Source organism: Allobosea sp. NPDC055332, from assembly GCF_053645455.1.
In genome coordinates, this window is record NZ_JBSHMO010000001.1 from 101,323 (window position 1) to 124,192 (window position 22,870).

Genomic DNA, 22,870 nt, shown 5'->3' on the forward strand with positions numbered 1-22,870 from the left:
GGCGGCAATTCGGCGACCACCGGAAACGGAACCTCGGCTACGCTTCGGCCGTTGGGTGAGGAACCGCGAAAGGAACCGCCCGATGACCAGGAAGACCGACCAGGATCGCGCCTGGGAGCTGATCGACGAGATCGGCCTGTGCATGCTCGTCAGCCATGACGGCAATGGCGACCAGCTGCGCGCCCGCCCGATGAGCGCCCATGCCCGTCGCGACGAGGATGCGATCTACTTCCTCACCGACCTGCGTGCCCACAAGGACGACGAGATCGAGATCAACGAGAATGTCTGCCTCTGCTTCGGCGACAACGGCTCGTACAAATACGTCTCGGTCAGCGGCACCGCCAACCTGCTCGACGATCGCGGCCGCATCGCCGAGCTCTGGTCGATGGCCGCGCGCGCCTTCTGGGAGAGCAAGGACGATCCCAACATCCGCATCCTCAAGGTGCGGCCGACCTTGGCCGAGTTCTGGGACAGTCCCGGCAAGATCGTGACCTCGGTCAAGATGGCGGCCGCGGCCGTCACCGGTTCACGGCCGGACCTCGGCAGCAACCGCAAAGTCCTGCTCTGATCGGGAGAAAGCGATGAGACTTCTCGTCCACCTCGTCGGCGCCTGGGTCGCCTCGGAGGCGGCATCGGGCCGTTATCCTCGTCCCTTGTCGCTCGGCATGCAGCTCCTCGTCTCGCGCCTCGGGCCGCAGACCGCGCTGATGGCGCTCGCTGGCTATGCCATCCAGAGCCTCAATGAAGGCGGGGCGTTCGGGCAGCGCGGGGCACCTGCCCGGAAACGGCGGCGCTGACGCCTCAGCGCCGTCCGCCGCGGGCGACGCGCTCGATCTCGGCCCGGACCAGCCGCTCGACCATGGTCGGCAGGTTGTCGTCGAGCCAAGTCTTGAGCATCGGCTTCAGCATGTCCTTGACCAGATCCTCCAGCGTGCGCGCATTGTTGCTGAGCACGGTGTTGGCGAGCGCGCCGAAGGCATTGTGCACGGCAGCGCCGGTCTGGTCGGAGATCAGCGCCGCCATGTCCATCGGCGGCGCTGGCTGCGGCTGGATCGGGGGCGGCACGAAGGCCAGCGGCTGAGGCGGTTCGGGTTCAGGTTCGGGCTCCGGCCGGGCCACGGCTTGCGGCTCGACGAAGTCGATGTCGTCCGACGGCGCCTTGACGATCGCAGCCGGTTCTTCCTCGATGCGCTCGGCCTCGGCGCCGAGGTCGAGCACGTCGTCCTCGATCGGCTCAGGCTCGGGCTCGGGTTCCGGCTCGGGCTGCGGAGCCAGGGCAACCGGCTCCGGAGCAGCCTCCTCGGGCGGCGCAGCGGGCTTCTCGTCATCGGCGATGATCCGCCGGATGGAGGCGAGAATCTCCTCCATCGAAGGTTCACTGGCCTTGGGCTGCGCGCTCATGCTGATTCCGGTCACTCGACTCAAGGGCCGCCTATGGAATCAGTGCGCCCCGCTGATGAGTATTTCACCGGGAAACCAACAGGCAAGGCGGCCTTGCGGCCGCCCACAGGAGAAATCCGGAGTGTTGCGCCAGTGCTGCGCTACGCCGGCGGAGCCGGACGGCTCAGCGCCCGTCTGGCGTCTGCGTGCCCCAGAGCAGGCCCTTGACCTGATCATAGTGCTTGCGCGAGTCGTAACGCTCGGCCTTGAGCTTCAACCTGTCGGCCGACAGCAGCCCGACCGCCGACAGCACGGCATAGGAGGCGACAACGCGGTCGCGCTGCGCCGTCACCAGGCTCGAGCGCGCGCTGACCAGCTCCTGCTGGGCATTGAGCACGTCGAGCGTGGTGCGCTGGCCGACCTTGGCCTCCTCGCGCACGCCGGCGAGCGCAGTCTCGGCTGCCTGGACCTGTGCCTGCGCCGAGACGATCTGCGCCTTGGCCGCGTCATGCGCACCCCAGGCGGAGACGACGGCGGCACGAACCGTGTCGCGCGAGGTGTCGACCTCGATCCGGCGCTGGCCGGCCGTTTCCTTGGCCTGCCGGGTGCGCGAATAGACCTGCCCGCCCTCGTAGATCGGGATGGTCAGGGTCGCGACGGCACTGGCCGAGGTGCGGTTGTCACCGAAGAACTGGTTGTCATAGCGCTGCTGCACCGTGCCGCGCACACCGAGGACCGGATAGAGGTCGGCCTCGGTGACCTTGACCTGCAGCTCCGCCGCATCGACGCCGTGCAGCGCCGCGATGATCGCCGGATGGCCCTGCAACGCGCTGCTCAGCGCGGCCGGCAGTGACTTCGGCAACAGGTTCTCGACCGGCCGGCCGGGAGCGAGCTGCTTGGGCTCGACGCCGACATTCTGGCGGAAGCGCGCGATCGAGGTCTTGAGATTGGACTCCGCCAGGATTTCCTGCGACTGCGCCGAGGACAGGCGCGCTTCGGCCTGCGCCACGTCGGTACGCGTCACCTCGCCGACCTGGAAACGGTCCTTGGTCTGGCGCAGCTGCTCCTCGAGCACCTCGACGTTGTTGCGGTTGAGGTTGAGGATCGCGGTGTCGCGCAGCACGTTCATATAGGACGTCGCCGCGTCGAGCAGCACGTTCTGCTCGGTATTGCGCAAGGTGGCGCGGGCGCCGAGCACCTGCGATTCGGCCTGGCTGACGGAGCTGCGGGTCTTGCCGCCGTCGAAGATGTTCTGGTCGACCTGCACCCCGGCGCCGCGCGGGTTCAGGCGCGCGAGGTTGCGGCTGTGTGCGCTGCCGGTGCCCTGCGCGTTGAAGGGGGTATCGCTCTCGGTGATGCTGGCGCCGATGTCGGCCGAGGCCGTGATGCGCGGCCGATAGCCGGAGAGCGCCTGCGGCACGTTCTCGTTGGTGGCGCGCACTGCGGCGCGCTGCGCGTTCAGCGTCGGATTGGCCGAATAGGCACGCCCCAGCGCCGCTTCCATCGTCTGCGCCAGCGCCGGTGAGCCCATGACGGCTCCCAGCATGCCGGCCATCACCAGACGGCTTGCGGTCTTCTTCAAGGTCGGTCGCGTTACAATCACTGGACGCCTCTTGTGCGGACTCTAGTCACGCCCAGGCATCGCCCCAGCCTCGGCACTCGATTTAAAATCATAAGCTTTGCAGCTCTCCACGCCAATGATGCGAGAGGAACTGGCCGCTTTTCAATTCGCAACTGCCGCAAAAATGCGACACTCCCGCCGGGATTAGTACCGACGACCTACGCCTTCTGGGGAAAACCGGCCCGAGGGCGGCTTGCCTCACAGGGCAAATACCTCCGCCTTGCGGAATTCGCGCAGCACCGGCGCCGCCGCATCGAAGACCGGCCGGCCGGAAAGCGATTCGCCCGCCTTGCGGTAGAGCATGACGCGAGCCGAGCGCCCGATGCCCTCGATCACGACGAGCCGCCCGCCCTGGCGGACATGACGGAACAGGGACTCCGGCTGGACCTCGCAGGCGCCGCTGACCAGCACCGCATCGAACTGCCGGCGCTCCGGCAGGCTCGCGACCAGCTCGGCAGCCGCGACGCCCGGCTGGGCGAAGGCGGTGCGGGCCAGCGCCAGTGCGGCCTCGTCCGGCTCGAGCAAGGTAGCCTTGGCCCCCATCGCCGCCATCAGCGCTGTGCCATAACCGGAGCCGCCGCCATATTCGAGAGCCTCTTCGCCCGGCTGCAGTTCGAGCACCTGGATCATGCGCGCCGTCACCATCGGCGCCGGCAGGGCCCGGCCCGTGCCCGGCAGCGGTTCCTGGCGGTCGAGATAGGCCAGATGTGACAATTCGCCCGGCAGGAACGCCTCGCGCGGCACCGCATCGGCCGCGGCGAGCACGGCGCGATCGGTCACGTCATAGGTGCGCAACTGGCAATCGACCATCATGCGCCGCAGTTCGGCGAAGCTGCTCATGCTCAAATCTCCGAAGGAAGACACCCGGACGGGTGCCTCGACCCTGCCCGCGGGTTTTGGGCGAGGCTGCCGCAAAAGGCAAGCCGTCGCGGCGGTGCAGCGAACCTGCGTCTTCGGAAAGGAGCTTCGGTTCAGGCCGAACGCCGGCGCGCCTTCAGGACCTCGTCGGCTTCGAGCAAGGTCTCGAAGGCGTAGACGAACTTGTCGTCGAGGCTGTCGCCGTACCAGATCTCCGGCACGATGGTACGGAAGCGGCTGTCGAGCAGGTCGGCCAGCGCCTCGGTGTCCTTCATCCACTCCAGCATGTCGGCATAGAGGTTGAAATTGCTCGGCGTCGGGAAGCGGGCGACGAGGTCCTCGAAGCCCTGCTTCACGAGGGCCGGATCGCAGAGCGTGTCCTCGAGCTCGTGCTCGCCGACCTCGGTATTGGCTGCCTGGATCAGGGCGTAGAACCCGTAGCCGAAGCGGTCCTTGGTCAGTTCGGCGGCGCGCCGCGCGAAGACCTCGAGATCATGCTCGTCGCGGCCGAGCCAGCGCGGCATGATCATCCGGGCGAAGTTGCGGCACAGGTCGATATTGTAGCGGTCGAGCCCCCAGGCGGCCTCGAACCGGCGCTGGTACTCGCTGAACGATCCGGTCTCGGCACCCCGCCGGAAATCGCTGGCGCGCCAGGCGAAATCCGCAGGGTCGGGCTGGCTGTCCAGCACCGCATCCGCCTGCCGCAGGAATTTGTCGAACTGCTCGGCCTGGTCGAGGTTGACGTCGGCCGCGCAGGCCGTGCCGCGCCAGGCATAGGCCGTGACCCGCAGCGCATCCGCATAGGTCGCAGCCGAGAAGGGCGAAGGCTCGCGCCTGAAATAGGCGGCGAAACCGTCGAGCAGCGCCTCGTGCCGCGGCCCGGCATCGTCGCTGTCGGGGATCGCCATGAATTCGTCGAGGAACCAGTCCCTGATCAGCGCGTAGCGCGGCTTGCCGTTCTCGGCGAGATCGCCTTGTGCCCGGGCCGCCTCGAAGGCGGCGCGATAGGCCGCGAAATCACGCTCCTGCCAGGCCCGGCGCATCGCATCGCGCTCGCCATAGAGCCGCGGGATTTCGTCGTGCAGGAAGAGCGAGCCGATCCCGTACTCCTTCAGCAGAATTTCGTACTGGGTGAGCTCCTCTGCCGGCTCGGACGCTGCCCGCCCGCCCAGCACCTTGTCGCGCACGCTGCGGACCAGGTCTTTCCATCCCATCTCGTCCCCCGTCCGCCCGCGCGACATATGGCCGCTTCGCGCCCGATTGCGCCGCCTTGCGCCTGTCAGCGCCGCTTTCGTTTCCCATCTGCATCCTCATCAGCGGTTGCTGCGGCGAGAACGACGAGCCGAGTTGCGCGTTCAGCTGGACAGCGACGAATGAGGTGAAATGCACGTTCCAACAGGACGACACGAGCTGAGGGCCGCCTTCAAGCGGATCGAGGCCGAGCTCCCTCCCCGGCTCGCCAGGGCGATGCGCTGGCTCCGCCATCGCGATTCCCGTCTGATCAGGATCCCGGCCGGGCTGGCGCTCATCCTCGGCGGCGTCTTCTCGTTCCTGCCGATTCTCGGTGTCTGGATGCTGCCGCTGGGCCTGATGCTGCTGGCGGCCGACGTGCCCCCGCTGCAGCGGCCGATGGCGCGCTTTGCAAGCTGGTGCCTCGGCTTGCTGGAGCGCTTCAGGCGACGCTGATCGAGCGCGCAATAGCGTGAACAATTAAGGTTCTCAGGGGCTTGCCGTTGCGTCAGATCGCCGAGGCGGTATTTTCGTGACGTGCTGCAGACCATCACCTTGGTTTGGCACGAGAGACCGTTCCAGATGCTCTTCTCCCGCATTGCCGCCGGCGCCCTTGCGCTCGGCCTCTTCGTGGTGCCCGCTTTCGCCAAGAACTTCGCCGTCCCGGCCAAGAACCCCTCGATCACCATCACGCTGCCGAACGACTGGTCGAGCGAGGACATCGAATACGGCTTCCAGGCGCGCCCGAAGGACGAGGGTGTCTTCTTCTCGGTAGAATCCGCGGAGGCACGCCAGATCGACAAGATGCTGGCCGACACCAAGACATGGATGCGCGACAACAAGATCAAGGCCGTCGAGCCGATCAAGGCCGACATGAAGATCAGCGGCATCGATTCGACGGTCTTCCAGTTCCGGACGAGCGATGAGAACGGGCCGACGACCGTCGATCTGATCCTGATGCCGGCCGGCAACGGCCGCGTGATGATGCTGACGGTCTGGGGCAACGATGCGGAGCGCGAGGCCAACGGCAAGGCGCTGGACGCGATCTTCGGCAGCATCAAGCCGATCAATTAGCCGGCGGAGGCCGATCTGGGCGGCTGTGGCAGGCGTCCTGCGCTGGCCGCCCGGGTTGAAGCGCGCGGTGCGTAGTGGCACGCGGCGAGATCAGAGCATGATCATGAAAGGAAATTTGGAGGCCTCGCCCGGAATCGAACCGGGGTGCAAGGATTTGCAGTCCTCTGCGTAACCACTCCGCCACGAGGCCATCCGGGAGCGGCGCCGAAGCGCGCTCCACGGCGGGCGTATAACCACATGCCGCAGCGCGCCGCAACCGAAACTCTGCCGGCAATGTGAATTGACCATTGGGAAGATCGGCTGCCCACGATTTTCTCCGGCCCGATGCCAGCAAAAGGCTTGCGCCTTGCCGGCAGCGTCGCTATACGCCGCCCACCGATCCCGGATAGCTCAGCGGTAGAGCAATCGACTGTTAATCGATTGGTCGCAGGTTCGAATCCTGCTCCGGGAGCCAGCATTTTCGAGGGCTTGAGCGACGGTCGCTTAGGCCCTTTCTGCTTTCCGGAGACGGAATGTTGCAGCGGGACACGCAAAGGACGACGCTGCGGCTTTTCGGGCTGGAGCTTTCCATGCGCCGCTGGGCTGCGCTGATCGGCTGGGCCGCTGTCGCCGTCGTCGTGTTCGCGACGCTGTCGCCGATCGGCGACCGTCCGCATATCGCCCATATGGGGCCGCAGCTCGAGCGCTTCATCGCTTATCTGGTCGCCGCAGCCGCCCTCGCCACCGCCTATCCCGCGCGCAAGGGCGTGATTCTCATCTGCATCGTCGCTGGCGCCGCCGGGCTCGAACTCGCCCAGCATTTCGAGGCGAGCCGGCACGCCCGCGCCCTCGACGCGCTGGTCAAGATCATGGGCGGTTTCAGCGGGCTTGCCGTCGTGAGCCTGTGCGAGCGGCTCTGGTCGAAGCGTGTCGCCCTCGCGCTCGCCCGCCGCCCCGATTGATTCTCGGCGCGTCCTCGCGCAGTGGCAGGTCTCAAGGGCTGGAGCCGCCTTCCACGCCCGGCAATGGCCGCGGCCGGACCGCCTGGATGCCGCGCTCGGTGACGATGCGCGTATAAGTCTCGGCCGAGCATTCGTTGCGCGTCGCCTGGTGCCAGAGCTCCCGCCAGCCACTCGGCGCTAACATCACCAGCGCATGCTGGACCAGGCCGTCCTCGCGTTCGAGGATGCAGGAGCAGACCGCCGCCCCGACGAGATCATCCGCCTGCTCGCGACAGAGCTCGTGCGCGATGCGGTCCTCGCGCATTTCCCGCTCTCCTTCATAGAGGATGGCGGCGGCCAGTGCGGCGAAGGTCAGAGCGAGCGGGCCCCACAGGAGCCGGCCGCCCCGAATCGAAGCCTCTCGTCCTTGCAGCGCCTCGCTCATGGCCGGGAATCACTCCTCACCCGCATTCGCCCCGCTCGGAGCGATGAAACGACGCGGCGGGTGACGATCACGGCGCGCCCGCTGCTTCACGCCACGCTCAGGCCGAGCGGGCCATCGGCTCCGGACGCACGACACTGAGGCGCGCGGCACCCGGTTCGCCGCCGATCCGGAAGGTCGCGACCAGCCCGTTGAGTCGCTGGATCTGGTCGGAGAGCGAGGTCGCCGACGCGGCACTTTCCTCGGCCAGCGCCGCATTCGCCTGCGTCATCTCGTCCATATGGGCGACGGTCTGGCTCATCTCGTCGATGCCGTTGGCCTGCTCGGCGGAAGCCGTCGAGATGTCGGAGACCGTCGCCGAGACCCGTTTCGAGGCTTCGACGATCCGGTCGAGCGCTTCGCCCGCCTGCCTGACCAGGTCGACGCCCTGACCGACCTTGGCGCCCGATTCGCTGATCAGGGCAGTGATGTCCTTGGCGGCCTCGCCCGAGCGTTGGGCGAGCGTGCGGACCTCGCTGGCGACGACCGCGAAGCCCTTGCCGGCGTCGCCGGCCCGGGCCGCTTCGACCGCGGCGTTCAGCGCCAGCAGATTGGTCTGGAAGGCGATCTCGTCGATTACCGAGGTGATGTCGGTGATCTTCTTCGAGGCCTGCTCGATCTGTGTCATCGCCGCGATCGCATTGCCGACGATGGCACCGCCCTGGACCGCGACCTCCATCGCCTCGCTGGCCAGCGCCGCCGCTTGCCGCGACGAGCCGGCCGAGGCTTTCACCGAGGCCGCCAGCTCCTCGGTCGTCGCCGCGGTCTCCTCCAGCGAGGAGGCCTGCTCCTCGGTGCGCTTGGAGAGATCGTCGGCGCCCATGTTGATCTCGCGCGCGGCGGTGCCGACATCCGAAGCGGTGGTCTGGATTGTCCTGACCGTCTCGGCCAGCCGGTTGACGGCGCGGTTGAAGTCGTCGCGCAGCTTGCGGTAGTCGGCCGCGACCTGCGCGTCGATGCGGTAGGTCAGGTCGCCCTGAGCCAGGAGATCGAGCCCATCGGCCAGCAGGGTGACGACCTGCCGCTGCTCCTGCGCCAGTCTCTCGCGCTCGGCCTCGGCGCGGCGGCGCTCCGCCTCGTTCTTCTCGCGCTCGGCCGCCGCGATCCGCTCCTGCTCGGCCGCCTGCACCTCCAGGCGTCTCATCTCCAGCCCGTTCTCCTTGAAGACGAGCACGGTCTTGGCCATCAGCCCGACTTCGTCGCGACGCTGCGCGCCATCGACGACCATGTCGAAATCGCCGCCGGCCAGCTTGTCCATGGCGCCGCGCAGGCGCGCCAGCGGGCTGGTGATCGTCTTCGCCGACATCAGCAGCGCCAGGCCGATGCCGAACAGAATGCCGGCGAGGCTCAGGCCGAGCATCAGCTTGGTCAGCAAGCCGACCTCGTCCGTCATCGTGTTGGAGCGCGCATCCGTTTCCTTCAGCACCGCGGTATTGAGCGCGACCGCGGCTTCCGCGAGATTGGCGGTCCGAGCGTCGGCCTGGTCCATCAGCGCCAGCGCCTTGCTATTGTCGTCGCCGGAGCCGAGGTCTGCCGCCTGGTCGAGGACCGCCTTGATCTCGTGCACACTCGCGATCAGCTGATCATAATCCGCCTTCTTTCCCGGCAGCTTGGCTGCGGCGGCCGCCAGCTGGGCCGTGGCGCGTTGATAGGAATCGTTCAGCTGCGCACGGCCTTCCTGCTCTCCTTTCGAACGGGGCGGATAGGAAATGATCTTGTAGGTTTGCGCCAGCATGTCATTGACGCGCCGCGCCGCTCTCCCGGTCTCGAACAGCGCAGGCGGCGCGGTATCCAGTATCGCGCCGTATTCGGCATCGACGTGCATCAGCTCGCGGCTGATGAAGAAGGATGCCGCCAGCCCGATCAGGCCGACCAGAGTGACAGCTCCGGCTATCTTGGTGCCGATGCGGATATTGCTCAGATTGAATGCAGAGGTTGCCATGGTTTCCAACGCCCCAGGACGACGATGAAAAACGCTGTGACATCAAAGTAAAAAAATAGAAAACAGACCATTAGATGCATAAAAAATCCCGCTATCAGCGGGGGGGGGTCTGATAGCGGGAGCGGCATAATTCCATTATCTTCAATCGCAATTGCGATTAAAGGCGGGCGATAACTTGATCACAAGTCATTTTTACTAGAACGTGACGGGAGACATCACGCCGTAGTCAACTCAATCGAGGTACTTGGTAAACCGGGATTCCGCCGGACCAGTGCGTCGCCCACGCCCTGGAGAGGTGTAGCCCCAGCTTACCGATTCGATGATCGTCGAAGCTGCGCCGGGCCGATATCCGGAAAGCGAAACCAATTATCCGGAAAGCGAAATGCGATGTCCCAGCTGTGTCGCCGCTACCGACCACGGTGCAGACCACAGCCGCGACTCAGCTTGCCTTGCCGCCTGGACGCGGACGCCGCACAGGAGCGGTACGGCCGAAGCGAATAAGAAAAATCTACCTAGTTGCCTATAAATAGGAGAAATTTCTCTTCTTTACCTGAAATCAGTCGAAATCGCTCACTGCCGCGATATCGCCATTTTTATCCCGGGATACGACTAAAGTCGCTCGCCCCGACATTGTGGCCCGCACGGATCGTGCGGCGTGGAAGCAGTGAAGGTTGCATGACGCAACAGAGGCGCGCGCATTGTCCGGACGCGGAGCAGGATGACTTGCTGGCGCGTCACAATCAGTTTGAAACCGACAATGCGGCCGCCGCTTGCCGGCAGACCATCCTCTTCGAACGCCAGGACTTCCTCGAGCCGCTCGATCGGGATGAGCCCTTTCGCATGTCGATCAACTCCGTGCTGCTCGACGGTGTCCGCATCAGCGCCGTGAAGACCAGCGGCCACCGCGTCCGTCTCGTCGAGGACGAGAACATCACCCTGCTGCTGCCCTGGACCGGAACGATCGAGACCGACGATATCGGCCGCCGGATCCAGGCGAATACGGAGTCGATGCTGATCCCGACACCTGGCAGGCGCACGACGATCTGCGAACCGGGCTATCTTGGCCTCGTGGTCCAGCTTCCGCTGACGCGGCTGCGCAGTGCGGCTGCCCTCAATCCGGCCGATGGCTGGCGTCCGGACGGACAGGCCCCGGGGATGATCAGCGTCACGTCCGGACAGGGCGCGGCTCTCGGCCGCTATCTGCGCCACCTCGCATCCGAGCTCGACCAGTCGGATGCGCTGCTCGTCGCACGCGGCGCCGCCAATGCAGCGGCGATGATGGTGACCGAACTGCTCGGCTTTGCCTGGCAGGCGGTAGTGGCGAACTCCGAGCAGCGCGGCAGATCGGCCGGCCTGCTGCAGGTCGCGCTCGCTGAAGAGATCATGCGCGCGAAATCCGACGACGCGCTCTCGATCACCGCGCTCGCCGCCAGGGTCGGCGTCAGCACCCGCTCGCTGCAGCTCGCCTTTCGCCGGTATCGCGGGGTCGGGCCGCGCCAGATCCTCGAGGATGTCCGCCTCGATGCCGCCCATGCCCGGCTGTTCGCCGCCGCGCCAGGCGACAACGTCACCCGGATCGCGCTCGATTGCGGCGTCACCCATCTCGGCCGCTTCGCCACGCGCTATCGCGCCCGCTTCGGCGAGACGCCGCTGGCGACCTTGCGCCGCCGCCGGAGCTGACGGAGCCCTGGCGCGCTATCCCGGCTGCACGCTGGCGAAGGCTACGGCGATCCGCTGCGGCGCCGTCGGGCGGGCATACATGCGGTCGAGATAGCGCTGCAGATGCGGGAAGCCATCGAGCAGCCCCTGCTCGTTCGCCCAGTCCATCAGATAGGCGGTGACGCAGTCTGCCGCCCCCATCCGGTCGCCGACGATGAAGTCGCGCTCCGCCATATGCGCCTCCAGCACCGCCGCCATGCGCCTGAACTCCTCGCTGGCGAGCGTGATGTCCTGCGGCAGCCGCTGCTCCTCCGGATAGAGGAAGCTGTGCTTGGTGATGCGCCAGAGCGGCTGCTCCAGCTCGGTCATCGCGAACAGGATCCAGCGATAGGCCTGCGCCCGCTCGGCCAGATCGTCCGGCAGCAGGCGCTTCTCCGGAAACTTCTCGGACAAATAGAGGATGATGGCCGCCGACTCGGGCAGGACATTGTCGCCATCGACCAGGACCGGCAGCTTGCCCGCCGGGTTGATCTTGAGGAACGCCGGCGTCTGCGCCTCGCCGCCGAGCAGGTCGACATGGATATAGTCGAACGGCACGCCGAGCTCCTGCAGCCCCCACATAGCCCGCAAGGTCCGCGTCGGTCCGAATCCGTAGAGTTTCATCATCGCTCTCTCCCATACATACCAATTGGTTTGTATTGACGCCGCTCAGGCTGACAGTCTGTGTCAGCAATCTCTGTCGCGGCCTTCCGCAGCGCCATGATCGCGCCACCGTCGCACCTAGATTCACCCGTCCCGAACGGCGCGATCGCGATCCGCTGCAGCTCGCGCCCGTCCCTGGAGAACCGATCCGATGCTCGCCCGTTCCGCGCTCGTGATGCCGCTGCTACTGATTCTCGCCAGTCCCCTCCTCGCCCAGACCGCCACGACGGCCACTCCGTCTGCTTCGGAGCCGGCCGCAGCGGGCAAGGCACCCGATGCCTGTCGCCTGCTGCCGCAGGCCGATCTCGAAGCGCTCTTCCCCGGCCGTCCGATCACCGCCAAGGGCCCGACGCTGAGCCCGATCAGCCGCGGCCCGCAATATGCCGAGAGCTGCATGTACTCGGTGAAGCTGCCGAGCCCGACCTCGAAGATGGACCATGCCCGCTTCGCCTCGGTCACGGTGATCCGCTGGGACGGCATCGCCAAGGGCCGCGAGACTCCGGCGCAGGCCTTCGCCTCGATCAAGGCGACGCGCGAGAAGGTCGCGGGCGATCCGAAGATCACGCTCAAGCTCGAGCCGCTCGCCGGCATCGGCGACGAGGCCTTCCAGGAGACCAATTCGTCCAGCGTCGTCGTCCGCGCCCGCAAGGATGATCTGATCTACGCCGTCTCGCTCGATCTCTATTCCGAGCAGACCGCGCCGAACGTGCTCGCTCTGGCGAAGCAGGCGGCGGCACGCTGGCAGGGCGGTGCCGGCATGGTCGACGCAGCGACGCAGATCGCCGCGAACAGCGCCGTGACGGTGCCGGCGGAAACCCGCCCCTCCTCCGTCGCCCCGGTCGAGCAGTGGCCGGACGCCTGCGCCCTGCTGACGCCGGCCGAGGTCAAGGCCGCCTTCCCCGATATGATCGTCAGCGAGCCGCGCAAGCTGATGGGCAAGATCACCCATGAGAGCCGCGAGAATCGGCAGGAGGCCCTGCCGAACCCGATCGGCTGCCAGTTCGACGCCAAGCGCAGCGTCGAGAAGGACGGCAAGCGCACGGTCGAGCTCAACCAGATCCAGGTCAGCGTCCGCAATGTCGCCGCCAATGAGGATCTGTCGAAGCGCTGGTTCCAGAGCGCAATCAAGGTCTCCGAGGCGAAGACGCCGGTCGAAGGGCTCGGCGACGAGGCGGCGCTCGACATCATGAACCGCATCCATATCCGCAAAGGGCTGGCGACGGTCGAGGTCCGCGTCTCCGGCGGCGAGCGCGACCAGGCGCTGCATGACCAGGCCAAGGCGCGCGTCGGCGAACTCGCCAGGATCGTGGCGGGGCGGCTGAAATAGCCTGCCGTCGCGGCGCCGCTGCTGATAGGAGAGCCCGTCAGCAAAGGGCTACGACGTCATGACCGAACGTTTCACCGAGACCCTCCGCCAGGCCAGCCAGCCGGCCTGGTCGCAATCCGTCGGCCACCGCTTCGTCCGCGAGCTGCTGGGCGGAACGGTGTCCGACGCGGTCATGGCCCGGTATCTGATCCAAGATCACCGCTTCCTCGACAGCTTCCTGACCCTGCTGGGGGCAGCGCTCGCCAGCGCCGACAGCTTCGAGGCCCGCATCCGCTTCGGCCGCTTCATCGGCATGGTGAGCGGCGAGGAGAACACCTATTTCCTGCGCTCCTTCGCGGCGCTCGGCGTCAGCGAGCAGGAGCGTAGCGAGCGCCCCGACAGCCAGCCCACCGCCGGCTTCAAGGCGATCATGCGCGAAGCCGCCGCGACGCGCTCCTATGCCGCCGCCCTCTCCGTCCTGGTCGTCGCCGAGTGGCTCTATCTCGACTGGGCGCAGCAGGCGTCGCAGCCGCTGCCGGCGAACTTCATCCACGCCGAATGGGTCACCTTGCACGACAACCCGGATTTCCGCGATTTCGTCGGCTTCCTGCGAAGCGAGCTCGACCGCGTCGGCCCAAGCGAAGCTGAGGCGAGCTGGGATTTCTTCCAGCGCACCGTCGCGCTGGAGAAAGCCTTCTTCGACTCGGCTTATGAGGAAGCCTGAGCGCCGTTCCTCCGGCTGAGGCAGGCGTGACAGGCGCGAGCCGCTCTGTCACAAGGGCTCACGAGAGACGGGGGCGTTCGCCGCGAGGCGAGCTGAGAAGCACCCTTCGAACCTGAACCAGATCATGCTGGCGGAGGGAGTCGCTCGGGGCAGCCTGGTCAGCGCTTATCCCCGTGCCCGCCTTCCACCGGAAAGGCGAGCCTTGACGACGCAGGACGCGACAGAGCGGAGCTCGGCCCCCGGCGCGAAGCCGGTGATGGCCGCGCTTGCCCCTGCCCTCCGCACGATTCTCGTCCTGCTGCTGGCCTGGCAAGGCGCGGTCTGGCTGTTCCAGCCGCCGCGCTACATCCTGCCCTCGCCGCTCGACGTGGCGCTGGCCTTCCAGCGCCAGCCCGGCTTCCTCTTCAGCCATAGCCTGACCACCATCGCCGAGATGGCGCTCGGCTTCGTGCTCGGCTCAGCGTTCGGTGCCTTGACTGCGCTCGCCATCGTGGCGCTGCCGCGGCTCGGGCGCCTGCTCTGGCCGATCTTGCTCGTGCTGCAATCCTTCCCGGTCTTCGTCATCGCGCCGCTGCTGGTGGTCTGGTTCGGCTTCGGCATGGGCTCGAAGGTGATCATGGCGACGATCATCATCTTCTTTCCCGTTGCCTCCGCCTTCACCGACGGCCTGCGCCGGACCGACCCGGAGCTGATCGACGCCACCGCGCTGACATCAGCGACGCATTGGCAGACGCTGCGCTATGTCCGCCTGCCGCTCGCCATGCCGAGCCTGCTCACCGGCCTCAGGGTCGCCGCCCCGCTCGCGCCGCTCGGTGCCGTGATCGGCGAATGGGTCGGTGCCTCGGCCGGGCTCGGCTTCGTCATGGTCCAGGCCAATGCCCGCATGCAGACCGACACGGTCTTCGCCGCGATGACCGTGCTCGCCGTGCTCAGCCTCGTCCTGCGCCATCTCGTCGACGCGCTCGGCCCGCGCCTGCTGCCCTGGGCGAGCGAGCCATGACGCCACTCCGCTTCAAATTGATCACGCAGAAGGATTTCGCCTGATGACCCTCCGCGCCCTGGCCAGACGCGCCCTCCTCGCCACCGGCCTCGTCCTGGCCGCCGGCCTCGCCAGCCCGGCGCGCGCCGCCGACAAGCTGACCGTGATGCTCGAATGGTTCGTCAACCCGGATCACGCGCCGCTGGTCGTCGCGCAGAAGCTCGGCCTGTTCAAGGAGGCTGGGCTCGAGGTCACCATGGTGCCGCCCTCCGACCCCTCGGCCGTGCCGCGCCTCGTCGCCGCCGGCCAGGCCGATATCGGCATCCACTACCAGCCCAATCTCTATCTCGACCACGCCGCCGGCATCCCGATCGTCCGTGTCGGCACGCTGGTCGAGACCCCGCTCAACAGCGTCATCGTCAAGGCCGACGGGCCGATCAAGTCGCTCGCCGACCTCAAGGGCAAGACGATCGGCTATGCCGTCTCCGGCACCGAGACCACTTTGCTCGGCCAGATGCTGGCCAAGGCCGGCCTCAAGCTCGACGACGTCAAGCTGGTCAATGTCAACTTCGCGCTCTCGGCCGCGCTGATCGGCGGCAAGGTCGACGCCACCATCGGCGGCTATCGCAATTTCGAGCTGACGCAGCTCAAGCTCGAAGGCCATCCCGGCACGGCCTTCTATCCCGAGGAGCACGGCGTTCCCGCCTATGACGAATTGATCCTGATCACCCGCCGCGACGCCCTCTCCGACAGCCGCCTGCCGCGCTTCCTCGACGCGATCGAAAAGGCCGCGCTCTATCTGACCAACCACCCGCAGGAGGCCTGGAAGCTCTTCATCGCCGCCCATCCCGATCTCGATGACGCCCTCAACCGACAGGCCTGGACCGACACGCTGCCGCGCTTCGCCAAGCGCCCGCGCGCCCTCGACCAGGGCCGCTATGAGCGCTTCGGCGCCTTCCTCGTCGAGCGTGGTTTGATCCAGAAGGCTCCGGCGCTCGCCGAGATCGCGGGCGAGGTGAAGTAACCGGCGGATCGCGGCGGCAGCCTCGCCTGCCGCCGGCCATCCCGCGTCCACATCAGGGCGGACCTGTGCCGACGGCTCTGGGTTCCCCACCGACAGCGGTGCTATGAGCCGGCTCCGCAGCCATTGGGCGAGCCCTCGCCCGGATTCGCAGCTGCGCCCGGCGAAGTCATCCCATGAACGTCAGCCAGCCGATCGCCTCCACCCGCCGCGCCGACCTGCCGGTGCTGTTCGCGCTCAGCGCGACGCATCTGCTCAACGACATGATCCAGTCGCTGATCCCGGCGATCTACCCGATCATCAAGACGGCCTACGCATTGGATTTCGGCCAGATCGGCCTGATCACGCTGACCTTCCAGATCACCGCATCGCTGCTGCAGCCTGTCGTCGGCGCCTATACCGACAAGAACCCGATGCCCTATTCGATGGTCGTCGGTATGGGCTGCACCCTGACCGGGCTGATCGGCCTCGCCTATGCCGGCAGCTACGCGCTGCTGCTGATTTCGGCGGCCTGTGTCGGCCTGGGCTCCTCGATCTTCCACCCGGAAGCGACCCGCATGGCCCGCAACGCCTCCGGCGGCCAGCAGGGGCTGGCGCAGGGCATCTTCCAGGTCGGCGGCCAGAGCGGCGGCGCGCTCGGCCCGCTGCTCGCCGCCTTCATCATCGTGCCGCGCGGCCAGACCAGCGTCGCCTGGTTCTCGGCGGCAGCCCTGCTCGCCATGGTGCTGATGGTCTGGACCGCCGGCCGCTATGCCGTCCTGAGCAAGGCCGCCGCAGCCGCTCCCAAGCCCACGAAGGTCGCGGCCGCAGCGCCCGCGGCGCCCGCCCATTCGAAGGGCCAGATCGCCTTCGCGATCACCATCCTGGTGATCCTGCTGTTCTCGAAGAACGCCTATTCGTCGAGCTTCAGCTCCTATTACACTTTCTATCTGATCGGGAAGTTCGGCGTCTCGGTGCAGGGCTCGCAGCTGATGCTGTTCCTGTTCCTCGCGGCCGCCGCCGTCGGCGCGCTCGCCGGCGGCATCATCGGCGACAGGGTCGGCCGCAATCGCATCCTCTGGTTCTCGATCCTCGGCGCCCTGCCGTTCTCGCTGATGCTGCCCTTCGCCGACCTGTTCTGGACCGGCGTGCTGACGGTGGTGATCAACCTGATCATGGCGAGCTCCTTCGCCGCGATCCTGATCTACGCAATGGAATTGATGCCGGGCCGGATCGGCCTGATCGGCGGCCTGTTCTACGGCCTCTCCTTCGGCCTCGGCGGGCTCGCGGCGGCGATCCTCGGCGAGGTCGCCGACTGGATCGGCATCGAGGCGGTCTACCGCATCTGCGCCTTCCTGCCGGCGATCGGGCTGCTGGCCTGGTTCCTGCCGAAGGTGGAGCACCGGCGGGGGTAGAGGCGGCCAACTAGGCCAATGGCGTAGGTCCGCAAGCGCTTTTTTGCCCGAGCTGGGACTCAGCTCTTGGCCAAATGCGAACATTCAGGAACCAAATGTGCTCGAGACAAAGGGCGCTCCATTTGAAACCAGCACTCGTTGCCGCACAAGCCATGGAGCTTATCTCCCGCTAGACGAATATTCATCAATTTTAGAGATGAACGCTGCGATCTTTGAGCTATCCTTCACTCCACGCTCGCTTGAGACACCTGTCATTACATCTAGCCCCCATGGTCTTACCCGCTCAAGCGCATTCCCAACATTGTCGGGTGTAAGCCCACCCGCCAGGACAAACTTCAGTTTTGGGAAAGAGCCAATGAGCTGCGCGCTCAAATTCCAATCATGCACTTTCCCGGTCCCTCCTTTGCCGCCCGCCGCGGAGGCGCTATCCAGCAGAAGTATAGAATAGAATCTATGAATCTCATACTCAGATACAATTTGGCTCAAATGCTCAGTACCACTATTAGGGACTATCGAAACCTTCTTTATAAACTTAATATCACCAGCGATAATATATTCATATAAGCTCTCAATACCTCTTACATCTGACTGAAGTTGAATATAATCAGGTTTTACAATTTTATTGATATGGAGTATTTCCTCAGAGTTTTTACTATGCGTCAAAATAACATATTGCAAAGAAGATATTTTTTGCTGAACGAGCGACGCAGCTTCCTCCAAAAGGAGTTGATCTTTGTTCCGATGAGGGTGCGTATTGGGGACGACAATCAATCCGACTGCATCGGCGCCGAGGGCGTGACAGGCGTGAATATCTTCCTCTCGTGCGAGGCCGCAAATCTTGACCCAAGGCCGCTGAAATTGGAGCATGATTCATTCTTCCTCATTGCGGTTGACTTGAATGATCGCGGATTCTCAGAAGTTCCTTAGCCAGTTTGAAGACTCGGAACGAGAATTTATTAAGCGCTTGTTGGATTCCTTTATATACGCAGACCGAAACCAGATTAGAAACAAGCTTCATGAGCAGTTTTCCGCACTAGACGGGCTTCCGAGAGTAGGCTTTGTCGCGTTAGGGCATACAACCGAATCTGGCAATGAGTTGGCAAGCGACCTCAGGCGTTCGCTAGGAGATCGTGTTGCCGTTGAACAGTTCCTGATGTCCGATCAATTGGATAGCGCGAATCTTGCGCCGTTCGAGCAATTCATTTTTCTCGACGACTTTATCGGGACAGGCCGCCAAGCCGTGGATTATTTTGAACGCATCCGCGGGAACTTCGAAAAAAAAATCACCTACGCATATCTGGCCGGCATGGATACAGGCATCGGAAAAGTCCGCGAATATTTGAAATCAAGATTTAAAAAATGCGAATTGACCTCAATATTGGACATTCAAATTAGACCAGCTTTCGATATTGGTTACATATTTGAGAATGAATTTGAAATAGTCCAGGCAAAAAAAATCTGCAAGAAATATGGCGATTATCTAAGCTCATTTGAAGCTGATCGTCATCATACAAGCTACCCACTGGGATACGGGGACAGTGCGATATTATTCGCTACCGAGTATAACACACCAAATAACACCTTGCCGATATTTTGGAGCACCGTTAAATTGCCTACGGGGGAGAAATGGCTCGCACCATACCCTCGACTGCACAAATTAGCTCGAATTCCTCCGCCGCCACGCGTACCTTTTATTCTGGAGCATAAGATGCATGAAGCGCATAAATTCGGCTCACTGATAGTCCCGTCCATAGCAAAGTACCAGCGTTTTGATCCCCCATTGCTGCATTCCGAGATCAAAACGGCTCTGGCAGAGCCCAAAAAGCCTGCCGTTCGAACTCGCAGAATATTACACCGCGGGCGTCGAGGTACGGATCTCTGAACTCCGAGCTCGTGGGAAGAGCGTTCAAATCAACAACGGATATTCACTACATTCCGCTAGGATAGATAAAATCCAAGTTGCGGGCCAAAAAGGCCTGAAGCATATCCCATATCTTGAATTTGAACCTGCGGACTACTCACACCAGATAATGTTCGGAGAGCGCATAACCGAACCGGCACTGATCGCGACCCAAGACGGACCTTGCTCCATTCGAGAGTTTATGGAGAGAGATCAACTCGTAAGCCTAGCCCACTTCGATTGGGCGACAATAAAGGACATACCTATTCCTCAACGATTTGCGAACGTTGTTGGCCTCGTCGTCCAACACGACCTTCAAGATAAATCGAAAGGAAAGTGTCTCATTGCCTGTTTGCGTTCGAAGGCCATGGCCGTATCAGAAGAGGAAGGGCTGGGTATCTGGCAGGCGACCATGTCATGCGCGGAAGGCATGCTACGACCTGACGACGCCGACGACATGGTCGGCGCTGCGCCGTCGCCCTTCAATACTGCAACGCGGGCGCTCAAGATGGAGTTGGGTCTGACACTAGGAAAACACTACAAACCCACAGATCTGAAGATGTTGGCACTTGCGTATGATTCAAAACGTTGCCAGCCGGTCGCTTGTTTTCTTTTGGAGATTCCAGATCTAGACTACGAAATGGTGGAGAACCTGTGGAACACCGAAGCTGAGGACAATAACGAGTCACCGGCGATTTTCCCCGTTCCGATTTCACCTGCCGCCCTTTCAGCTTTTCTCCGGGGGGATTTCGTGTGGGAAGGGCGGACAACGCGCATGTTCTCCAATCACCAGCAAATCGGCCTTTGCGCACTCGCTGAGCACTATTTCTCTCTGAAAAGTCTGAGTGTTTAGCCCCCCAGATGACCGTTATTGGTGCACATCTGATTATTGACCTAACGGCTCATAGTTTCAAAAGCATGGTGCGGACGGCGGGGATCGAACCCGCATGCCGTTTCCGGCGAGGCATTTTAAGTGCCTTGCGTCTACCAGTTTCGCCACGTCCGCGCGGCGAGACTGGTTAGCCGTCCGCGACGGCGGCCACAAGGGCGAGCGCTCACGAGTTGTGTGCGGAACCGCGCCGTCATCCTGGACAAGCCGCGAAGCGGTGCAGCTTCGGGATCCATCGTAAGGCTGCGGAACTCTACGATGGATCCCGGGACGAGCTACGCTCGCCCAGGATAACGGTGCGGTTCCGAGCTAAAACAAACGAGTGCTCCGGCCTCAGCGCCGGTGCGCCGGCTTGTACCATTCGACGCCGTCGGGATCGACATAGAGCCCGGGCGCGACGTCGGAGCCGATCTTCTTCTGCTCCATCGGCACGCGCACCGTGTCGTCGCGGTCGCCGCGGCGGATATAGGGGCCGCTCGCCTGCTGGCTGTGCTGGCCGCCGCCGCTGCCGCCACCCATCACCGCCCGGCGGCCAGCGACCTTGTCGTCGAGCGCCGCGACCTGGCGCGCCGAGAAGGCGACCTTGGCCGTGCCCTCGATGATCGGCAGCGCCTTGCCCGAGGCGCCCTCGCCGGTGACGCGGATGCCGACGAAGCGCGGCACATAGGACTGGCCGCCACCGCCACGCGCCAGCGCGTCCCAGCCGCCGGTCGTCGAGACCTGGGCGCCGCAGCGCTTGTGGGCCCGCTCGCAGGCGCTGCGCGAGGCATAGCGCGGCGCCTTCTGCTCGAATTCGGCGCGGGCGTTGCGGTAGGCGTGCTCGCACTGCTCGGCCGAGAGCTTGCCGGCCTCGATGCATTCGTCGCGGCGGACATAGGTCTGGCCGGTCGCCTGGGCGGCGAGGTCGGCAGGCGTCAGGGCGATCCCGGCGACGGCGAAGGCGGCCACGCGGACGAAAGCGAGGGGAAGAAGCGTGATCATGCGGCTTCCCTGATCATGCGATTGTGGCGTCACAGCAGCGGCCTCATCGTGATGGCGAGCTCGCGCGTGCCACCATAGTCGATTTTGCCGTTGCCGAGCACCGGAATCGAGCCGGTGACCAGGATCGCCTTGGGCAGCCATAATTCCGGGAAACCCTGGCGCTTGGCCTCGTCCTGCAGGGATTTCTTCTCAGCATCGGGCTTTTCGGTGACGAGGACGAGCTGCTCGCCCTTGCGCATGTCCGGCAGCGCGACGACCACGTGATTGTGACCGGGCCACAGGCCCGCGATCATCGACTCGACCGCCGCGAGCGAAACCATCTCGCCGCCGAGCTTGGCGAAGCGCCGCGCCCGGCCCTTGATGGTGATGAAGCCGTCGTCGACGGCGACGATGTCGCCGGTGTCGTGCCAGCCGCCCTCCGGCGGCACGATCGCACCGGGATTGTCGGCGTTGAGATAGCCGAGCATCACGTTCGGGCCCTTCACGCAGAGCCGCCCGCCCTCGTTGATGCCCTCGACCGGCTCGAGCTTGGCCGTAATGCCGGGCAGGAGCCGCCCGACGCTGCCATCCCTGGTCGCCACCGGCGTGTTGCAGGCCAGCACCGGCGAGCATTCGGTGCAGCCATAGCCTTCGAGGATGGTGGTGCCATAGGGCTGCCACATCCGCCGCGTCTCCGGCTTCACCCGCTCGGCCCCGGCGACGACATAGCGCACGCTCTTGAGGTCGCCCTCATCCGCAGCACGCGCATAGCCTTGCAAGAAAGTGTCGGTGGCGAACAGGAAGGTGGCGCCGGTCTCGCCGATCAGCTTCGGCACCTGCTTGTAGTGCAGCGGGCTCGGATAGAGCACGACCTTCATGCCATGGGTCAGCGGCATCAGCAGCGCCGCCGTCAGGCCGAAGGAGTGGAAGGCCGGCAGCGGGTTCATGACGATGTCGCGCTCGCTCAGGAAGCCGGCGGCGAGCTCGAAGATCTGGCGGGCGTTGGAGACGAGGTTGGCATGGCTCAGCACCACGCCTTTCGGCTTGCCCTCGGTGCCGGAGGTGAAGAGCACGACGGCGGGATCGTCCGGCCTGGCGGCATGGCGCGCATGCACCATGCCCGGCGCCAGCGAGGCCAGCGCGCCGAGCGCCTTGTCGAGGCTGGTCAGCTGCTTGCGGACGTCTTCGAGATAGATCACCCGCCGTCCGGGAGTGAGCGCGTCGATGATGTCGTCGAGCTTGGCCTGGTCGATGAAACGGCGCGAGGTGACGATGGTCGAGATCGGCCCGATCTCGCAGGCGGCGGTGAGGTTCTTCAGCCCGGCGGTGAAGTTGAGCAGCGCCGGCACGCGGCCATAGGCCGAGAGTCCGAACAGCGTCACCGCCATGCCCTGCACGTTCGGCAGCATCAGCCCGACCGTCTCGCCAGGCCTGGTCTGCGCCGACAGCTTGCGGCCGAGCACCAGCGCACCAAGTATCAGGCTACTATAGCTGAGCGGCTTGCGCTCCGGATCCTCCAGCGCGACGCGGCCCTTGCCATGCTTGCCGGCGGCGGCCAGCAGCGCCTGGAACAGGGTCGTCCGGGCGGCTTCGACATCGAAGGGCTGTGCCGGCAGTTCGATCGCGGCCATCTCGCTTTGTGCTCCGGGCTGTTTCTCTCCACAGCGGAACGTAGCTGCCCAGTGCATGGTTGCAATGCGCCAGGGTGACGAGAGTGCTGCAGCGCAGCGAAAATCGACCTGGAATCGGCTCCGACTCAACGATCTCGCAACGGCGGCGGTCCAATCGCTGAAATTTGACGAAGAAGCCGTTCATCACGTCGTGCGCCCG

23 protein-coding genes, 3 tRNA genes and 1 riboswitch are annotated in these 22,870 nt (G+C 64.8%); of the genes, 14 read left to right on the forward strand and 12 right to left on the reverse strand.

Annotated features, from left to right (window positions below):
- The first annotated feature begins 82 nt into the window (after window positions 1-82).
- Both ACWIGM_RS00540 and ACWIGM_RS00545 read left to right on the forward strand, forming a co-directional pair.
- Window positions 83-568 carry a pyridoxamine 5'-phosphate oxidase family protein gene (locus ACWIGM_RS00540; protein ID WP_454023976.1) on the forward strand — a complete coding sequence of 162 codons (486 nt, stop codon included), beginning with the start codon at window positions 83-85 and terminating at the stop codon, window positions 566-568.
- A 13-nt stretch (window positions 569-581) separates the two neighbouring features.
- Complete coding sequence (locus ACWIGM_RS00545) at window positions 582-797, forward strand: hypothetical protein (protein ID WP_454023977.1); 216 nt, start codon at window positions 582-584, stop codon at window positions 795-797.
- 4 nt (window positions 798-801) lie between these two features.
- Here ACWIGM_RS00545 and ACWIGM_RS00550 read toward each other — a convergent pair whose 3' ends face one another.
- The 4 genes from ACWIGM_RS00550 to ACWIGM_RS00565 all read right to left on the reverse strand — a co-directional run bounded on the left by ACWIGM_RS00550 (window position 802) and on the right by ACWIGM_RS00565 (window position 5,073).
- The gene (locus ACWIGM_RS00550) at window positions 802-1,401 is read right to left on the reverse strand and encodes a PopZ family protein (protein ID WP_454023978.1); all 600 of its coding nucleotides are present in this window, start codon (window positions 1,399-1,401) and stop codon (window positions 802-804) included.
- A 163-nt stretch (window positions 1,402-1,564) separates the two neighbouring features.
- A complete protein-coding gene (locus ACWIGM_RS00555) occupies window positions 1,565-2,962 on the reverse strand; it encodes a TolC family outer membrane protein (RefSeq protein WP_454023979.1) in 1,398 nt (465 codons plus the stop codon).
- A gap of 237 nt (window positions 2,963-3,199) precedes the next feature.
- Entirely contained in the window at window positions 3,200-3,841 is a 642-nt protein-coding gene (locus ACWIGM_RS00560) for a protein-L-isoaspartate O-methyltransferase family protein (protein ID WP_454023980.1), read from the reverse strand.
- 131 nt (window positions 3,842-3,972) lie between these two features.
- Window positions 3,973-5,073 carry a hypothetical protein gene (locus tag ACWIGM_RS00565; protein WP_454023981.1) on the reverse strand — a complete coding sequence of 367 codons (1,101 nt, stop codon included), beginning with the start codon at window positions 5,071-5,073 and terminating at the stop codon, window positions 3,973-3,975.
- Between the two features lie 169 nt (window positions 5,074-5,242).
- On the opposite strand from ACWIGM_RS00565, the gene ACWIGM_RS00570 reads away from it, so the two are divergent.
- Both ACWIGM_RS00570 and ACWIGM_RS00575 read left to right on the forward strand, forming a co-directional pair.
- A complete protein-coding gene (locus ACWIGM_RS00570; protein WP_454023982.1) occupies window positions 5,243-5,545 on the forward strand; it encodes a hypothetical protein in 303 nt (100 codons plus the stop codon).
- 126 nt (window positions 5,546-5,671) lie between these two features.
- Entirely contained in the window at window positions 5,672-6,163 is a 492-nt protein-coding gene (locus ACWIGM_RS00575; protein WP_454023983.1) for a hypothetical protein, read from the forward strand.
- A gap of 116 nt (window positions 6,164-6,279) precedes the next feature.
- Here ACWIGM_RS00575 and ACWIGM_RS00580 read toward each other — a convergent pair.
- Window positions 6,280-6,353: transfer RNA gene (locus tag ACWIGM_RS00580), tRNA-Cys, on the reverse strand.
- A gap of 189 nt (window positions 6,354-6,542) precedes the next feature.
- Between ACWIGM_RS00580 and ACWIGM_RS00585 the strand changes: the two genes are divergently transcribed.
- Window positions 6,543-6,617 (forward strand) — tRNA-Asn (locus tag ACWIGM_RS00585).
- Window positions 6,618-6,732: 115 nt separating this feature from the next.
- Window positions 6,733-7,104, forward strand: coding sequence for a VanZ family protein (locus ACWIGM_RS00590; RefSeq protein ID WP_454023984.1), 372 nt, complete (start codon window positions 6,733-6,735; stop codon window positions 7,102-7,104).
- Between the two features lie 31 nt (window positions 7,105-7,135).
- On the opposite strand, the gene ACWIGM_RS00595 is transcribed toward ACWIGM_RS00590, so the two are convergent.
- Together ACWIGM_RS00595 and ACWIGM_RS00600 are read right to left on the reverse strand one after the other, a co-directional pair.
- The gene (locus tag ACWIGM_RS00595) at window positions 7,136-7,528 is read right to left on the reverse strand and encodes a hypothetical protein (RefSeq protein WP_454023985.1); all 393 of its coding nucleotides are present in this window, start codon (window positions 7,526-7,528) and stop codon (window positions 7,136-7,138) included.
- Window positions 7,529-7,625: 97 nt separating this feature from the next.
- Window positions 7,626-9,506 (reverse strand): methyl-accepting chemotaxis protein, encoded by a 1,881-nt coding sequence (locus ACWIGM_RS00600; protein ID WP_454023986.1) that lies wholly within the window; start codon window positions 9,504-9,506, stop codon window positions 7,626-7,628.
- A gap of 675 nt (window positions 9,507-10,181) precedes the next feature.
- Between ACWIGM_RS00600 and ACWIGM_RS00605 the strand changes: the two genes are divergently transcribed.
- Window positions 10,182-11,186 (forward strand): AraC family transcriptional regulator, encoded by a 1,005-nt coding sequence (locus tag ACWIGM_RS00605; RefSeq protein WP_454023987.1) that lies wholly within the window; start codon window positions 10,182-10,184, stop codon window positions 11,184-11,186.
- Between the two features lie 15 nt (window positions 11,187-11,201).
- On the opposite strand, the gene ACWIGM_RS00610 is transcribed toward ACWIGM_RS00605, so the two are convergent.
- On the reverse strand, window positions 11,202-11,831 hold the full coding sequence (locus tag ACWIGM_RS00610; protein WP_454023988.1) for a glutathione S-transferase family protein: 630 nt from the start codon (window positions 11,829-11,831) through the stop codon (window positions 11,202-11,204).
- Window positions 11,832-12,018: 187 nt separating this feature from the next.
- Between ACWIGM_RS00610 and ACWIGM_RS00615 the strand changes: the two genes are divergently transcribed.
- The 5 genes from ACWIGM_RS00615 (at window position 12,019) to ACWIGM_RS00635 (ending at window position 17,291) form a co-directional block, all read left to right on the forward strand.
- The gene (locus ACWIGM_RS00615; protein WP_454023989.1) at window positions 12,019-13,194 is read left to right on the forward strand and encodes a hypothetical protein; all 1,176 of its coding nucleotides are present in this window, start codon (window positions 12,019-12,021) and stop codon (window positions 13,192-13,194) included.
- A gap of 58 nt (window positions 13,195-13,252) precedes the next feature.
- Window positions 13,253-13,897 carry a TenA family protein gene (locus ACWIGM_RS00620; RefSeq protein WP_454023990.1) on the forward strand — a complete coding sequence of 215 codons (645 nt, stop codon included), beginning with the start codon at window positions 13,253-13,255 and terminating at the stop codon, window positions 13,895-13,897.
- Between the two features lie 59 nt (window positions 13,898-13,956).
- Window positions 13,957-14,053: riboswitch (TPP riboswitch) on the forward strand.
- A gap of 100 nt (window positions 14,054-14,153) precedes the next feature.
- Window positions 14,154-14,897, forward strand: coding sequence for an ABC transporter permease (locus tag ACWIGM_RS00625; protein ID WP_454025426.1), 744 nt, complete (start codon window positions 14,154-14,156; stop codon window positions 14,895-14,897).
- Window positions 14,898-14,940: 43 nt separating this feature from the next.
- A complete protein-coding gene (locus ACWIGM_RS00630) occupies window positions 14,941-15,900 on the forward strand; it encodes an ABC transporter substrate-binding protein (protein WP_454023991.1) in 960 nt (319 codons plus the stop codon).
- A 173-nt stretch (window positions 15,901-16,073) separates the two neighbouring features.
- The gene (locus ACWIGM_RS00635) at window positions 16,074-17,291 is read left to right on the forward strand and encodes an MFS transporter (RefSeq protein ID WP_454023992.1); all 1,218 of its coding nucleotides are present in this window, start codon (window positions 16,074-16,076) and stop codon (window positions 17,289-17,291) included.
- A gap of 159 nt (window positions 17,292-17,450) precedes the next feature.
- Here the strand turns inward: ACWIGM_RS00635 and ACWIGM_RS00640 are convergent, their stop codons facing one another.
- The gene (locus ACWIGM_RS00640; RefSeq protein WP_454023993.1) at window positions 17,451-18,158 is read right to left on the reverse strand and encodes a phosphoribosylanthranilate isomerase; all 708 of its coding nucleotides are present in this window, start codon (window positions 18,156-18,158) and stop codon (window positions 17,451-17,453) included.
- 31 nt (window positions 18,159-18,189) lie between these two features.
- Between ACWIGM_RS00640 and ACWIGM_RS00645 the strand changes: the two genes are divergently transcribed.
- Window positions 18,190-19,173, forward strand: a complete 984-nt coding sequence (locus ACWIGM_RS00645) for a phosphoribosyltransferase-like protein (protein WP_454023994.1) — start codon at window positions 18,190-18,192, stop codon at window positions 19,171-19,173.
- Between the two features lie 220 nt (window positions 19,174-19,393).
- Window positions 19,394-20,044: a hypothetical protein gene (locus tag ACWIGM_RS00650; protein ID WP_454023995.1), complete on the forward strand. Its 651-nt coding sequence runs from the start codon at window positions 19,394-19,396 to the stop codon at window positions 20,042-20,044.
- A 66-nt stretch (window positions 20,045-20,110) separates the two neighbouring features.
- Here the strand turns inward: ACWIGM_RS00650 and ACWIGM_RS00655 are convergent.
- The 3 genes from ACWIGM_RS00655 to ACWIGM_RS00665 form a co-directional block, all read right to left on the reverse strand.
- A tRNA-Leu gene (locus ACWIGM_RS00655) sits at window positions 20,111-20,197 on the reverse strand.
- Between the two features lie 216 nt (window positions 20,198-20,413).
- Window positions 20,414-21,061 carry a DUF1190 domain-containing protein gene (locus tag ACWIGM_RS00660; protein ID WP_454023996.1) on the reverse strand — a complete coding sequence of 216 codons (648 nt, stop codon included), beginning with the start codon at window positions 21,059-21,061 and terminating at the stop codon, window positions 20,414-20,416.
- Window positions 21,062-21,090: 29 nt separating this feature from the next.
- A complete protein-coding gene (locus ACWIGM_RS00665; RefSeq protein ID WP_454023997.1) occupies window positions 21,091-22,671 on the reverse strand; it encodes an AMP-binding protein in 1,581 nt (526 codons plus the stop codon).
- Window positions 22,672-22,870 lie beyond the last annotated feature (199 nt).

Bases quoted from the DNA above. Each gene is read 5' to 3' on its own strand.
- ACWIGM_RS00650 (WP_454023995.1), top strand. From the start codon at position 19,394: ATGGAGAGAGATCAACTCGTAAGCCTAGCCCACTTCGATTGGGCGACA.
- ACWIGM_RS00575 (WP_454023983.1), top strand. From the start codon at position 5,672: ATGCTCTTCTCCCGCATTGCCGCCGGCGCCCTTGCGCTCGGCCTCTTC.
- ACWIGM_RS00625 (WP_454025426.1), top strand. From the start codon at position 14,154: ATGGCCGCGCTTGCCCCTGCCCTCCGCACGATTCTCGTCCTGCTGCTG.
- ACWIGM_RS00630 (WP_454023991.1), top strand. From the start codon at position 14,941: ATGACCCTCCGCGCCCTGGCCAGACGCGCCCTCCTCGCCACCGGCCTC.
- ACWIGM_RS00640 (WP_454023993.1), bottom strand. From the start codon at position 18,158: ATGCTCCAATTTCAGCGGCCTTGGGTCAAGATTTGCGGCCTCGCACGA.
- ACWIGM_RS00590 (WP_454023984.1), top strand. From the start codon at position 6,733: ATGCGCCGCTGGGCTGCGCTGATCGGCTGGGCCGCTGTCGCCGTCGTC.
- ACWIGM_RS00645 (WP_454023994.1), top strand. From the start codon at position 18,190: ATGATCGCGGATTCTCAGAAGTTCCTTAGCCAGTTTGAAGACTCGGAA.
- ACWIGM_RS00540 (WP_454023976.1), top strand. From the start codon at position 83: ATGACCAGGAAGACCGACCAGGATCGCGCCTGGGAGCTGATCGACGAG.
- ACWIGM_RS00600 (WP_454023986.1), bottom strand. From the start codon at position 9,506: ATGGCAACCTCTGCATTCAATCTGAGCAATATCCGCATCGGCACCAAG.
- ACWIGM_RS00545 (WP_454023977.1), top strand. From the start codon at position 582: ATGAGACTTCTCGTCCACCTCGTCGGCGCCTGGGTCGCCTCGGAGGCG.
- ACWIGM_RS00605 (WP_454023987.1), top strand. From the start codon at position 10,182: ATGACGCAACAGAGGCGCGCGCATTGTCCGGACGCGGAGCAGGATGAC.
- ACWIGM_RS00635 (WP_454023992.1), top strand. From the start codon at position 16,074: ATGAACGTCAGCCAGCCGATCGCCTCCACCCGCCGCGCCGACCTGCCG.
- ACWIGM_RS00665 (WP_454023997.1), bottom strand. From the start codon at position 22,671: ATGGCCGCGATCGAACTGCCGGCACAGCCCTTCGATGTCGAAGCCGCC.
- ACWIGM_RS00610 (WP_454023988.1), bottom strand. From the start codon at position 11,831: ATGATGAAACTCTACGGATTCGGACCGACGCGGACCTTGCGGGCTATG.
- ACWIGM_RS00660 (WP_454023996.1), bottom strand. From the start codon at position 21,061: ATGATCACGCTTCTTCCCCTCGCTTTCGTCCGCGTGGCCGCCTTCGCC.
- ACWIGM_RS00615 (WP_454023989.1), top strand. From the start codon at position 12,019: ATGCTCGCCCGTTCCGCGCTCGTGATGCCGCTGCTACTGATTCTCGCC.
- ACWIGM_RS00550 (WP_454023978.1), bottom strand. From the start codon at position 1,401: ATGAGCGCGCAGCCCAAGGCCAGTGAACCTTCGATGGAGGAGATTCTC.
- ACWIGM_RS00595 (WP_454023985.1), bottom strand. From the start codon at position 7,528: ATGAGCGAGGCGCTGCAAGGACGAGAGGCTTCGATTCGGGGCGGCCGG.
- ACWIGM_RS00620 (WP_454023990.1), top strand. From the start codon at position 13,253: ATGACCGAACGTTTCACCGAGACCCTCCGCCAGGCCAGCCAGCCGGCC.
- ACWIGM_RS00570 (WP_454023982.1), top strand. From the start codon at position 5,243: ATGCACGTTCCAACAGGACGACACGAGCTGAGGGCCGCCTTCAAGCGG.
- ACWIGM_RS00565 (WP_454023981.1), bottom strand. From the start codon at position 5,073: ATGGGATGGAAAGACCTGGTCCGCAGCGTGCGCGACAAGGTGCTGGGC.
- ACWIGM_RS00560 (WP_454023980.1), bottom strand. From the start codon at position 3,841: ATGAGCAGCTTCGCCGAACTGCGGCGCATGATGGTCGATTGCCAGTTG.